At 63.5% G+C, this 11,894-nt stretch carries 12 protein-coding genes and 1 tRNA gene; 9 read left to right on the forward strand and 4 right to left on the reverse strand.

The window, feature by feature from the left end; translation table 11 throughout:
- Nucleotides 1-34: 34 nt before the first annotated feature.
- Both AC0SZ7_RS13905 and AC0SZ7_RS13910 read right to left on the reverse strand, forming a co-directional pair.
- Nucleotides 35-595: a response regulator transcription factor gene (locus AC0SZ7_RS13905; protein WP_416426900.1), complete on the reverse strand. Its 561-nt coding sequence runs from the start codon at nucleotides 593-595 to the stop codon at nucleotides 35-37.
- Nucleotides 588-1,850, reverse strand: coding sequence for an ATP-binding protein (locus tag AC0SZ7_RS13910; RefSeq protein WP_416426901.1), 1,263 nt, complete (start codon nucleotides 1,848-1,850; stop codon nucleotides 588-590). Before AC0SZ7_RS13910 ends, AC0SZ7_RS13905 begins: the two co-directional genes overlap by 8 nt.
- A gap of 327 nt (nucleotides 1,851-2,177) precedes the next feature.
- On the opposite strand from AC0SZ7_RS13910, the gene AC0SZ7_RS13915 reads away from it, so the two are divergent.
- Nucleotides 2,178-2,702 carry an RNA polymerase factor sigma-70 gene (locus tag AC0SZ7_RS13915; protein ID WP_475504941.1) on the forward strand — a complete coding sequence of 175 codons (525 nt, stop codon included), beginning with the start codon at nucleotides 2,178-2,180 and terminating at the stop codon, nucleotides 2,700-2,702.
- 3 nt (nucleotides 2,703-2,705) lie between these two features.
- Here the strand turns inward: AC0SZ7_RS13915 and AC0SZ7_RS13920 are convergent, their stop codons facing one another.
- The gene (locus tag AC0SZ7_RS13920) at nucleotides 2,706-3,617 is read right to left on the reverse strand and encodes a LysR substrate-binding domain-containing protein (RefSeq protein ID WP_475504942.1); all 912 of its coding nucleotides are present in this window, start codon (nucleotides 3,615-3,617) and stop codon (nucleotides 2,706-2,708) included.
- A gap of 241 nt (nucleotides 3,618-3,858) precedes the next feature.
- On the opposite strand from AC0SZ7_RS13920, the gene AC0SZ7_RS13925 reads away from it, so the two are divergent.
- Genes AC0SZ7_RS13925 through AC0SZ7_RS13945 form a run of 5 tightly spaced genes read left to right on the forward strand, consistent with a single transcriptional unit; the run spans nucleotide 3,859 to nucleotide 9,299 of the window.
- Nucleotides 3,859-4,971, forward strand: a complete 1,113-nt coding sequence (locus tag AC0SZ7_RS13925) for an ABC transporter ATP-binding protein (protein ID WP_475504943.1) — start codon at nucleotides 3,859-3,861, stop codon at nucleotides 4,969-4,971.
- Between the two features lie 9 nt (nucleotides 4,972-4,980).
- Nucleotides 4,981-5,910, forward strand: a complete 930-nt coding sequence (locus tag AC0SZ7_RS13930) for an ABC transporter permease (protein ID WP_475504944.1) — start codon at nucleotides 4,981-4,983, stop codon at nucleotides 5,908-5,910.
- Nucleotides 5,910-6,716 (forward strand): ABC transporter permease, encoded by an 807-nt coding sequence (locus tag AC0SZ7_RS13935; RefSeq protein WP_475504945.1) that lies wholly within the window; start codon nucleotides 5,910-5,912, stop codon nucleotides 6,714-6,716. The genes AC0SZ7_RS13930 and AC0SZ7_RS13935 overlap by 1 nt, the downstream gene beginning before the upstream one ends.
- Nucleotides 6,717-6,745: 29 nt before the next feature.
- On the forward strand, nucleotides 6,746-7,780 hold the full coding sequence (locus AC0SZ7_RS13940; protein WP_475504946.1) for an ABC transporter substrate-binding protein: 1,035 nt from the start codon (nucleotides 6,746-6,748) through the stop codon (nucleotides 7,778-7,780).
- A 58-nt stretch (nucleotides 7,781-7,838) separates the two neighbouring features.
- The gene (locus tag AC0SZ7_RS13945) at nucleotides 7,839-9,299 is read left to right on the forward strand and encodes an amidase (protein WP_475504947.1); all 1,461 of its coding nucleotides are present in this window, start codon (nucleotides 7,839-7,841) and stop codon (nucleotides 9,297-9,299) included.
- A gap of 51 nt (nucleotides 9,300-9,350) precedes the next feature.
- Here AC0SZ7_RS13945 and AC0SZ7_RS13950 read toward each other — a convergent pair whose 3' ends face one another.
- Complete coding sequence (locus tag AC0SZ7_RS13950; RefSeq protein ID WP_475504948.1) at nucleotides 9,351-10,568, reverse strand: MFS transporter; 1,218 nt, start codon at nucleotides 10,566-10,568, stop codon at nucleotides 9,351-9,353.
- Nucleotides 10,569-10,820: 252 nt separating this feature from the next.
- Between AC0SZ7_RS13950 and AC0SZ7_RS13955 the strand changes: the two genes are divergently transcribed.
- The 3 genes from AC0SZ7_RS13955 (at nucleotide 10,821) to AC0SZ7_RS13965 (ending at nucleotide 11,772) form a co-directional block, all read left to right on the forward strand.
- Nucleotides 10,821-10,897, forward strand: a tRNA-Met gene (locus AC0SZ7_RS13955).
- Between the two features lie 228 nt (nucleotides 10,898-11,125).
- Nucleotides 11,126-11,368 carry a DUF433 domain-containing protein gene (locus AC0SZ7_RS13960; protein ID WP_475504949.1) on the forward strand — a complete coding sequence of 81 codons (243 nt, stop codon included), beginning with the start codon at nucleotides 11,126-11,128 and terminating at the stop codon, nucleotides 11,366-11,368.
- Nucleotides 11,365-11,772 (forward strand): PIN-like domain-containing protein, encoded by a 408-nt coding sequence (locus tag AC0SZ7_RS13965; protein WP_475504950.1) that lies wholly within the window; start codon nucleotides 11,365-11,367, stop codon nucleotides 11,770-11,772. Before AC0SZ7_RS13960 ends, AC0SZ7_RS13965 begins: the two co-directional genes overlap by 4 nt.
- Nucleotides 11,773-11,894: the final 122 nt, after the last annotated feature.

An 11,894-nucleotide genomic window follows, 5' to 3' on the forward strand; every position in this document is an offset into this window, starting at 1 on the left:
CCCGCGCGGAAAAAAGACTCATGGGTTCGGCGACTCAGCGACGAACCGGGCGCTTCTGAAGTTTGCGCTGCAGGGTGCGCCGGTGCATGCCCAGGGCGCGGGCAGTGGCGGAGATGTTGCCTTCGTGCTCGGTGAGCACGCGCTGGATGTGTTCCCACTGCAGGCGGTCCACCGACATCGGGTTTTCCGGCACCAGGGTATCCAGGTCAGCGTGTTCGGACAGCAGGGCTGCCAGCACGTCGTCGGCGTCGGCCGGCTTGCACAGGTAGTTGCAGGCGCCGCGCTTGATGGCCTCGACCGCAGTGGCGATGCTCGAGTAACCGGTGAGGATCACCACGCGCATCTCCGGGTCCAGCTCCAGCAGCTTGGGCAGCAGCACCAGGCCCGAGTCACCTTCCATCTTCAGGTCCAGGGCCGCGTAGTCCGGCAGGTCTTCCTGGGCCAGCTTCAGGCCTTCGTCGGCGCTGGCGGCGGTGGTCACGCGGAAGCCGCGGCGCGCCATGGCGCGGGCCATCACGCGGGTAAAGGTCGAATCGTCGTCGACCAGCAACAGATGCGGCAGCTCTTCGCTTTCGACCTGGTTTTCATCACTCATGTCTGTCTCCTCGGGCGTCACGGGGCAGGCGCAACTCTGTGAGTGTACCGCCCTGCTCATGACTATAGAGTTTTACCGAGCCGCCTGCGCGTGTCACGCTGGCCTTGCTCAAAAACAGGCCAAGGCCGAAGCCCTTGCCCTTGGTAGTAAAGAAAGGTTTGCCGATTTGCTCGGCGATAGCCAGAGGCACGCCCGGGCCGTGGTCGCGAATCACGATGAAGATATCTTCAGCGTTCCAGTCCAGGTGCACTTCCAGGCCCTCGGCGCAGGCATCGGCGGCGTTGTTCAGCAGGTTCAGCAGCGCCTGGGTCAGGTCTGGCGGCGGCGCCAGCTCCGGCACCTCGCCCTGGCCCAGGCGCTGGAAGCGGTAGGTGGCTTCGGGGCGCATCAGGTGCCAGCGGTTCAGCGCCTCGTCCAGCCAGGCCGTCACCGGCTGTTCCATCACCGCCATGCGGCGGTTGGCCTCGGCGGCGCGCACCAGTTGTTGCAGGGTTTCCTTGCACAGCTTGACCTGGTCCTGCAGCACCGACAGGTCCTCCTGCAGCGCCGGGTCGTGGTGGTCCTGGCGCATTTCCTTGAGCAGCACGCTCATGGTCGCCAGCGGCGTGCCCAGTTCATGGGCGGCACCGGCGGCTTCCGTGGCCACGGCCAGCAGTTGCTGGTCGCGCAGGCCTTCCTCACGGCGCTGGGCACGCATCTGCTCTTGCCGGCGCAACTCCTCGGCCATTTTCGCGGCGAAGAAGGTAATGACCCCGGCGGCCAGGGCGAAACTCAGCCACATGCCGTAGTTCTGCAGGTTTTCCCTGGCGATCGGCAACGTTGGCAGCGGGTAGAAACGCACCAGCAGCACCGAGTAGCAGGCCAGGGCGATGCCCGACAGAATCACCGAGTACAACCACGGCAGCGTCACCGCGGCAATGGTCAGCGGCACCAGGTAGTACGACACGAACGGGTTGGTGGACCCGCCCGAGTAATACAGCAGCGCACTGTGCAGCAGCAGGTCGCAGGTCAGCTGCAGGGCATATTCCTGCTCGGTCACCGGCAACGAGGCGCGCACGCGCAGCGCCGTCACGGTGCACAGCAGCAACGACACCGCCAGGGTGGCGCTGAGCTGCAGCCACGGCAGCGGCAACAGGTGCGTCAGGTAGGCAAAGCCCACCGAGCCGGCTTGGGCGGCCAGCACCAGGAAACGAATAAAGGTCAGGCGCCAGAGGTTCTGGCGTGTAGCGGACAACGGCATAGATGGGGCGAGCATGAGCTCTCCTGATGAGCGCTCCAGGCAGATCGTTGCAAGTATAACCAACTCACGGCGCGCACAGACAAATGTGCGGCAAAGCGCCACAGCCCGGGGGCCTGTAGCAGCGGCCGCCAGGCCGCGTCACAGGCGCTGCGCAGAACCAGGCAAACGCGGTGCGCCCGGACGCAGCCTGCGGCAGCTGCTACGGGGTGGGAAGCGTGATGGCAATTGTGTCATATAAGAAAAAATTCACAGGGTGAGAGCAGAAATCATTTGATAAAGATTATCAATCACATTAGTTTTACCGCTTCCCCATGTGCACTGCCGCATAGGTCAACACGTCAAATGCCTAAAACAATCAGCATCGAGCCAAGGCCGGCTCTTCAGCAACTGTTCGTGACCCATCGCCAGCGTTTCATCAGCGCCGCCACCCGCATCCTGGGCTGCCGGGCATCCGCTGAAGACGTGGTGCAGGATGCCTTCGTGAAAATGAACGGCAGCGGCGAAAGCCCGGGCATCCAGTCCCAGAGCAGCTACCTGATGCGCGTGGTGCGCAACCTGGCCATCGACCACTACCGCCGCCAGGCGCTGGAAAAACGTTATAAATGCAGCGAGGAGGAAGGCCTGAGCGTAGCGGTGCCCGGCGCCAGCCCCGAGATGCTGCACGAAGACCGCCAGACGCTCGACAAGCTGGCCCTGGCCCTGCAGGACCTGCCGCCGCGCACCCGCTATGCCTTCGAGCAGTACCGCCTCAACGGCCAGTCGCAGAAGGACATCGCCCTGGAACTGGGCGTGTCGCCGACGCTGGTCAATTTCATGATTCGCGACGCCCTGGTGCACTGCCGCAAGACCCTCAAGACCCTGGGCTGAGGCCTACACGCCGGCGGCGTCGAAGGCGCCGGCGAACTCCTCGCGCAGTGCGTCGCCCAGCCACTGCTGGAACCACTGCACGTCCGCCGACAACTGCCCGCTGGGCGTCAGCAACTGGTAGCTTTCCAGCGGCACCTCCACGTCAATCGCCCGCACCAGCGTGCCGGCCGCCAACTCATCGCGCACCAGCACCTCGTTCGCCAGGGCAATGCCCTGCCCGCTCTCGGCCACGGCCAGGGCGTGGTCGTTGCTGACATACAGCACGTCCGACGTCAGCTGGGCATCTATGCCCAACGCCTTGAACCACATGTTCCACCACTCGCCGTCGTCGAAGTGGATGAGGTCCAGCGTCATCAAGTCCTGCACCCGGCGGATCGGCTTGATGCTGGCCAGGTAGCGGGGCGTGCAGATGGGGAACACTCGCGGGCAGATCAGCGTGGCGCGGCTGTTGGCGTACTGGCCGGGCATGCCATAGACGATGCCCAGGTCGGCAGTACGTGCGTCCACCTCGGTAAAGGTGGAGTTTGGCTCGATCGCCACCTTCAACCCCGGGCGCAAGTGCCGCAGGGTCTCGATGCGCGGCGTCAACCAGCGCTTGGCCAGGCCCGGCACCACCATGATGCGCAACCAGCGCTCGCTGGCGTGGGGCTGCACGGCCTCGCCCGCTTCGATTATCTGCTGCAAGGCGCGGGAAATCTTCTGGTGGTACTTGCGCCCAGCCGGCGTCAGCACCACGCCCCGCGAGGTGCGCTCGAACAATTGCACGCCCAGCCAGTCCTCCAGCAACTTGACGTGCCGGCCCACCGCCGGCTGGGTCACGTGCAGGGCCTTGGCGGCCTCCACATAGCTGCCCAGGCGCGCGGCGGCATCGAAGGCGCGGATGGCGTTGAGGGGTGGCAAATGCAGGTTGGACATGACGTTTCCGGCCTCGCGAGCTGTTAAATTATTTAACACCACCTATGTTAAAATTGATCTTTCGCCCCGGCAATCCCTCGCTGATAATCAGGCCAACGCAGAACAACAACGGCCCTGCCAAGCGGCCGGTTTCACTACTCTCTACTCCTGCCAAAACAACAATATTCCATCGTCCCGGGCTGCATGCGGTGCACTTGGCCGCCTGTACTAAAGGGTTCGATGGGGGAATCGGAGGTACTGCATGAGCGCCCTGCATTCGCTACAGATGCTGGCTGTTTCCATCCGTTCGGTACGCAAGGTCTACGGCGACCCGGACACCGGGCCCGTGGCCCTGAAGCACGTTGACCTGGATATCCGCGACAACGAATTCTTCACCCTGCTCGGCCCCTCGGGCTGCGGCAAGACCACCCTGCTGCGGATGATCGCCGGCTTCGAGTTTCCCACCCGCGGCGAGATCCAGCTGTACGGCGAAAACATCGCCGACCGCCCACCCCACCAGCGCCCCGTGAACACCGTGTTCCAGCACTACGCGCTGTTTCCGCACATGAGCATCGCCCAGAACCTGGCGTTTGGCCTGGAGTCGCACCCCATGGGCAAACGCCTGGGCAAGCCGCAGGTGGCCGAACGGGTGCGTGAAATGCTGGCGCTGGTGCAGATGGAGCGTTTCGCCGAGCGCCGCCCCGCGCAGCTGTCGGGCGGCCAGCAGCAACGGGTAGCCTTGGCCCGGGCGCTGGCGCCGCACCCCAAGGTGCTGTTGCTGGACGAGCCGCTGTCGGCGCTGGACCTCAAGCTGCGCCAGGCCATGCGTGAAGAACTCAAGGCCATCCAGGCGCGCACCGGCATCACCTTCATCTTCGTCACCCATGACCAGGAAGAAGCCCTGACCATGTCCGACCGCATCGCCGTGCTCAGCGAGGGCGAGGTGCAGCAGGTGGGCCGCCCGGACGAGATCTACGAACGCCCGCGCAACCGCTTCGTCGCCGATTTCATTGGCGAGACCAACCTGATTCCGGCTGTAGTCAGCCGCATCGACGGCGCCAGTGCGCTGTACCAGACGCCGGGCGGCGCTGCTGTTACCGCGCCAGTGCATGAGGGCCTGCAGATAGGCGCCAGCGTCAACCTGTCGATCCGCCCCGAGCGCCTGCAACTGATCGAGTTGCCACGCCAGGGCGCCATGGACTGCACCGTGGAGCAGCAGATCTACCTGGGCACCGACCTGCAGTACCAGGTGCGCCTCACCGGCGGCCAGCGCCTGACCGTGCGCGTGCCCAACAGCGGCGGCCAGCGCTTTGCCCTGGGCGGCCGCGCCGGCCTGCTGCTGGAAAACAACAGCGCCAGCGTGCTGGTGGACTGAGGAGGCAACATGGACACAACCACTGTGCTGCCCCGCCCCAGTGCCCTGCTGCGCCGCAAGGCGCTGGGTAACGTGCTGGGCGTGAGCCCGGCGCTGACCGCCATCGGCCTGTTCCTGGTGGTGCCGATCCTGATCGTGATGGCCTACTCCCTTATGCAGGCCAACCCCTATGGCGGCGTCGATCACCATTTCAGCACCGAGGCCTATATCTCCCTGCTGTTCGAACGGCAGATGGACGACAGCCTGGCCTTCACCGACGCTTACCTGATGATCGCCCTGCGCTCCATCGGCATCGCCGGGCTGACCACGCTGATCACCCTGCTGATCGGCTTCCCCGTGGCCGTGTGGCTGGCCATGCAGCCGCCCCAGCGCCGCGGCCTGTTGATTTTCCTGATCACCGTGCCGTTCTGGGCCAACCTGCTGATCCGCACCTACGCCTGGATTCTGCTGCTGCGCGACAGCGGCGTGATCAACAACAGCCTGATGGGCCTGGGCCTGATCAAGCAGCCGCTGCCGCTGCTGTACACCGACGGCGCCGTGCTGCTGGGGCTGGTCTACACCTACGCGCCGTTCGTGGTGCTGCCCATCTACGCCACCCTGGAGAAGATGGACATCCGCCTGCTGGAAGCCGCGCAAGACCTGTACGCCGGCAAGTGGCGCACCCTGCGCAAGGTGGTCCTGCCCATCGCCAGGCCCGGCATCATGGCCGGTGCCATCCTGACGTTCGTACCGTGCCTGGGCGCCATGATTGCCCCGGAACTGCTGGGCGGCGGCACGAAGCTGATGCTCGGCAACCTGATCTTTCGCCAGTTCAGCGACGCCCGCAACTGGCCGTTCGGCGCCGCGCTGTCGCTGGTGCTGATGGCGGCCGTGATGCTGGTGTTAACCCTGTACGCCCTGCGCGCCGAGCGCCAGCGCATTGCCCAAGGAGGCCTGTGATGCTGCGTCTACTGACCCGTGGCCGGCTGGGGGTGCAGGACTTCCCCGGCTTTGGCGGCTTCAGCTTTTTGTTCTACCTGTACCTGTACGCGCCTATCGTGGTGCTGGTGGTGTTCTCGTTCAACGCCAACCAGTCCGCCACCGTGTGGACTGGCCTGAGCCTGGACTGGTACCGCGCCGCCTTCGCCAACCAGGCCCTGCGCAGCGCCGCCGGCAACAGCCTGCTGATTGCCGGCTGCGCCAGCGTGATTGCCACGGTGATCGCCACCCTGGCGGCACTGGGCACCTCGCGCGGGGCGAAATTCAAGGGCATGCAGCTGTCCATGGGCGCGATCATGCTGCCGCTGGTGCTGCCGGAAATCGTCGTCGGCGTCGCTACCCTGGCGCTGTTCTCGTCGCTGGGCGTGTCGCTGGGCTACGGCAACCTGATCATCGCCCACACGGTGTTCTGCATCCCGTTCGCCTACCTGCCCATCCGCGCGCGGCTCAACGACATGGACCTGTCGCTGGAGCATGCCGCCGCCGACCTGTACGCCGGCCCCTGGCGGATATTTACCAAGGTCACGCTGCCACTGTTGATGCCGGGCATCGTCAGCGGCCTGATGCTGGCGTTTATCGTCTCGCTGGACAACTTCGTGATCTCGATGATGGTCTCGCAGGCCGGCACAACGACCTTGCCGATCTTCATCTTCGGCCTGCTGCGCATGGGCGTGACGCCGGACGTGAACGCGGTTTCCACCCTGATTCTTGGCGTGTCGGTGCTGTTCGTCAGCCTTTCCTATCTGCTCGGCAAAAAGAAAGCCTGAGCCTTTTATCCAACCGTGGGGGTTTATGCATGAAGACGTTGATGACCACCGTAGGGATGTCGCTGGCGCTGGGCCTTGCCGGCACCGCGCAGGCGGCGGAGCAGTTGAACGTGGTGAGCTGGAGCGGCTACTTTTCGCCGGAAATTCTCAACAAGTTCGAGAAGGAAACCGGCATCAAGGTGACCGTGGATTCCTACGATTCCAACGAGACCCTGCTGGCCAAGTTGAAACAGGGTGGCAGCGGCTATGACGTGGCGATTCCGTCGCACCAGTTCGTGCCCATCCTGATCAAGGAACAGCTGCTGGAGCGCTTCGACCCGGCCAAGCAGCCGTACTACGCCAACGTGGTGGATAACCTGAAAAATCCCACCTGGGACCCGGACGGTGCCTACGCCATGCCGTTCATCTGGGGAACCACCAGCGTGGTCCTCGATACCGCGCGCTACAAAGGCCCGCTGGACAGCTACGACGTGCTCTACCACCCGCCGGCCGAGCTGCAGGGGCGCATCAACATGTTCGACTCCTCCAGCGAAGTGATCGATACCGCCAGCCTTTACCTGAACATTCCGCTGTGCAGCGAAGACCCCAAGCAGATGCAGCAGGTACTGGCGCTGCTCAAGGCGCAGAAGCCGTTCGTGAAGACCTACAGTTCCAAGGCCGGGTCGATTCGCGAGAACCTGGCCGCGGGTGAAGTCGACATGTCGATGTTCTGGGGCGGCTCGGCCATGCGCGCCCGCGAGATGAAACCGACCCTGGCCTACCTGTACCCCAAGCAAGGGGTGATGGCTTGGGTGGACAACATGGTCATCCCCAAGGGCAGCCAGCACCCGGGTAACGCGCGCAAGTTCATTGCTTTCCTCAGCCAGCCTGAAAATGCCGCCATCACCCAGAACTTCCTCAAGCATCAAAGCCCGATCAAGGGCGTGGAGCCCTTCCTCGACGCCAGCCTGAAGGATGCGCCGGAGCTGCACATTCCCGCCGGCACCAAGGTCGTGTTCAGCCAGACCTGCGGCGAGGGCGCCATCCGCCTGGCCGACCGGCTGTGGACCAACCTGATGCGCTGATGCACCACTGCCCCGCCAGGACGGCGGGGTCTGTTTCCCTGTTACCAAGGTTGCTGCCATGAACACCCCGACTGTCAACGAGCTGGTGCTGCTGCCGGCCCATGAGCTTGCCGAACGAATCCGCCTGCGCCAGGTGTCCTGCCGCGAGGTGATGCAGGCCTATTTGGGCCACATCGAGCGCTTCAACCCGCTGGTCAACGCACTGATCAGCCTGCAACCGGCCGAACAGTTGCTGGCCCAGGCCGACGAGCGCGACGCGCAACTGGCCCGGGGTAGCTACCTGGGCTGGATGCACGGGTTGCCCCACGCCATCAAGGATCTGTCGCTGACCCAGGGCATTGCCACTACCCTGGGCTCGCCGCTGTACCGCGACTTCATTCCCGAGCGCGACGGCATCATGGTGGCGCGCATCAAGGCCGCTGGCGCAATCATCATCGGCAAGACCAACACCCCGGAATTCGGCCTCGGTTCGCAAAGCTACAACCCACTGTTCGGCGCCACCGGTTGCGCCTTCGCCCCCGAAAAGACCGCCGGCGGCAGCAGCGGTGGCGCCGCCGCGGCCCTGGCCCTGCACCTGGTGCCGGTGGCCGACGGCAGCGACATGATGGGCTCGCTGCGCAACCCGGCGGCCTTCAACAACATCATCGGTTTGCGCCCCTCCCAGGGCCGCGTGCCCTTCGACGACGCCGCCGACCTGTTCTTCGACCAGCTGGGCTACGAAGGCCCCATGGGCCGCACCGTGCGCGACACTGCCCTGCTGCTGTCGGTGCAGGCCGGCCACGACCCGCGGGCACCGCTGTCGCTGGCCGGCGACGGCAGTGAATTCGCCGCGCCCCTGGCCCGTGACTTCACGGGCACCCGGCTGGGCTGGCTGGGCGATTTTAACGGCTACCTCGCCATGGAGCACGGTGTCACCGCCCTGTGCGAAAAAGCCCTGGGCGATTTCCAGGCGCTGGGCTGCAGCGTGGAACACGCCGACCTGGGCTTCAGCCCGGAACGCCTGTGGGACTGCTGGCGCACCCTGCGCCATTGGACCGTCGCAGGCTCCCTGGGCAACGCCTACCAGGACCCAGCCAAGCGCGCGCAGCTCAAGCCGGAAGCCCAATGGGAAGTGGAAAACGGCCTGGCCCTGAGCGCCAGCGCCGTACACCAGGCCGGCGTCACCCGCACCGACTGGTACCGCGCCATCAACGCGTTGTTCGAACGCTACGACTACCTGCTGCTGCCCAGCGCCCAGGTTTTCCCGTTCGACAAACGCCAGCACTGGCCTGCCGAAGTGGCCGGGCGCAGCATGGACACCTATCACCGCTGGATGGAAGTAGTCATCCCCGGCACCCTCAGCGGCTGCCCGGTGGCCAACGTGCAGGTGGGCTTCAACGCCCAGGGCCTGCCCATGGGCATGCAGATCATCGGCCGCCACCAGGCCGACTTCGCGGTGCTGCAGTTGGCCCATGCGTATGAGCAGGTGAGCCGGTGGTTTGCGCGGGTGCCGGCGCCGGTGTTGGCACTAGCGCCGTAACGGAAGGCGGCAGACATGAAAAGGCCCGCATCGCGCGGGCCTTTTCATGGGTCAGGCTTTGCGCGTATTAGGCAACAATATCGTCAGGATGCCGAACAGCGGCAGGAACGAGCACAGCGTGTACACATACTCGATGCCGTGAATGTCCGCCAAGTGCCCCAGCAGCGCCGCGCCGATGCCGCCGAAGCCGAACATCAGGCCGAAGAACACCCCGGCGATCATGCCGACGTTGCCGGGCACCAGTTCCTGGGCGAAGACGACGATGGCCGAAAACGCCGAGGCCAGGATAAAGCCGATGATCACGCTGAGCACGGTGGTCCAGAACAGGTCCACATAAGGCAGCGCCAGGGTGAACGGCGCCACGCCGAGGATGGAGAACCAGATCACCGCCTTGCGGCCGATCTTGTCGCCGATGGGGCCACCGAAGAAGGTGCCCGCCGCCACTGCGCCCAGGAACAGGAACAGGTGCAGTTGCGAGCTGGCCACCGACAGCTGGAATTTCTCGATCAGGTAGAAGGTGAAGTAGCTGGTGAAGCTGGCCATGTAGAAGTACTTGGAGAACACCAGCAGGCCCAGCACCACCAGCGCGGCGGTGACGCGGCGCTTGGACAGGCCGTGGGTGGCCTGGCCGCCCTTCTTGGCCTTGAACAGGTTCAGGTGTTCCTTGTACCAGCGGCTCAGCACCCAGGTAACGCCCAGGGCGAATAGCGCGAAGATGCCGAACAGCGCCACGTTGCCTTGGCCGAACGGGATGATCAGCGCCGCCGCCAGCAGCGGCCCGAATGCTGAACCGGCATTACCACCCACCTGGAAGGTCGACTGCGCCAGGCCATAGCGGCCACCGGAGGCCAGCCGCGCGATGCGCGAGGTTTCCGGGTGGAAGGTCGACGAGCCAATGCCCACCAGCGCCGACGCCACCAAAATCATCGGGAAGCTGCCGACGAAGGCCAGCATCACAATGCCCACCAGCGTACAGATAGTGCCCAGCGGCAGCAGGTTCGGCTTGGGGTTGCGGTCAGTATAGAAACCCACCCATGGCTGCAGCAGCGAGGCGGTGATCTGGAAAGTCAGGGTAATCAGGCCCACCTGGGTGAAGCTCAGGCCGTAGTTGGCCTTGAGCATCGGGTAGATCGAGGGCAGTACCGACTGGATAAGGTCGTTGATCAGGTGCGCCAGCGCACAGGCGCCGATGATTCGCATCACCAGGGGGCTGGTCTGCGCTGCCGCGGCAGCAGGGGCCGTGCTGGTTTGAACGTTGGTTATGGCCATCAGGCAAATCTTCCACACAACGGGTAGGAACGCTGCTCAGCGTGCCGCAAACGAGTGCACGTCCAGCGCAAGGGCTCCTAATGTGCCATTTTTCGGGGCGGGATTGCTAACAATGAAACAATTTATGTCCGAAACCTGGGGGTTTGCCTGCCCGTTTGTCCGCGTGAACCCTAACCTTTTGATCACACGTAAAAAATTTTCAAAAAGATGATTGACACATGTTCGTTCTGAGGGAATAATGCGCGCCATCTTGGCTACATAGCTCAGTTGGTTAGAGCATAGCATTCATAATGCTGGGGTCCGGGGTTCAAGTCCCTGTGTAGCCACCAAGTACGAAAAAGAGCTTACCGAAAGGTAGGCTCTTTTTTTTTGGCTTGGGAAAAGTCCTACGAAATTTTGGGGTTAGGCTGATATAGGATCTTTGCTGACAGACGTATGCTGGCGTTTGTCATATTTCAGCAGGAGCTGGTGTCGCGGTGTCTGCCGTCGGCACCTTGAAACTCATGGATAACCTTGCCACCTCCGATTCACGTTGCGCACATACCTGGGAGGGCTTCATGAATAACGCTCACCCAACTCCCCAATGCCGTTACCCGTTTCGACGGAGCAGGGTGATAGTCATCGACCCTGATCGGAATTTCGGCAGCGCCATATTGTCAGCCAGCGGCATCGATACAGCCTTGCTGTATCAAGCCTACCTGGCAGAAGGCGAAGATCGCGAGCGCATCGCCGCGCTGTACGAGATTTCAGCCAGCGATGTGGCAGCCGCAGTCGCCTTTGAAAGCGGGAGCGCGGCTTGAAGTTTCTGCTCGACCACAACCTGCCCCCGGCGCTGGCCAGAGCTCTGAATGAATTATCCAAAGCAGATGGCCATAACGTTTACCCATTAAGGGACCGCTTTGCGCCCAACACCAGTGACCAGTGCTGGATCGGCATACTGAAGGCTGAAGGTGACTGGATTGTCATTTCACAGGACAGGTTCAGCAAGGGTGACGCCGAGCGCCAGGCATTCAGAACGTCTGGCATTCCTATATTCTGCCTCGCCAGGCAATGGGCCACGGAAACCTACTGGAACAAAGCCCACAACCTCATTCGCTGGTGGCCTGCGATTATCCAGCAGTCATCGCTGATCAAAGGTGGCGCCGGGTTCAAGATCAGCTGGCGCTTCTCACCTCCCGGCAAGTTCGAGCAACTGAAAATTTAACCCAGCGGCTGCTACATGCTGGTGACACACCTTGTCTCGCTGTGGCATTTCCAGAGCTTGGGGAATGTCCTACCCAGCGGTCGGCCGTTTCGGATTGTTTCCCTAGGGAACCCGCTGAAACA

This window comes from Pseudomonas sp. JC1203, from assembly GCF_056175065.1.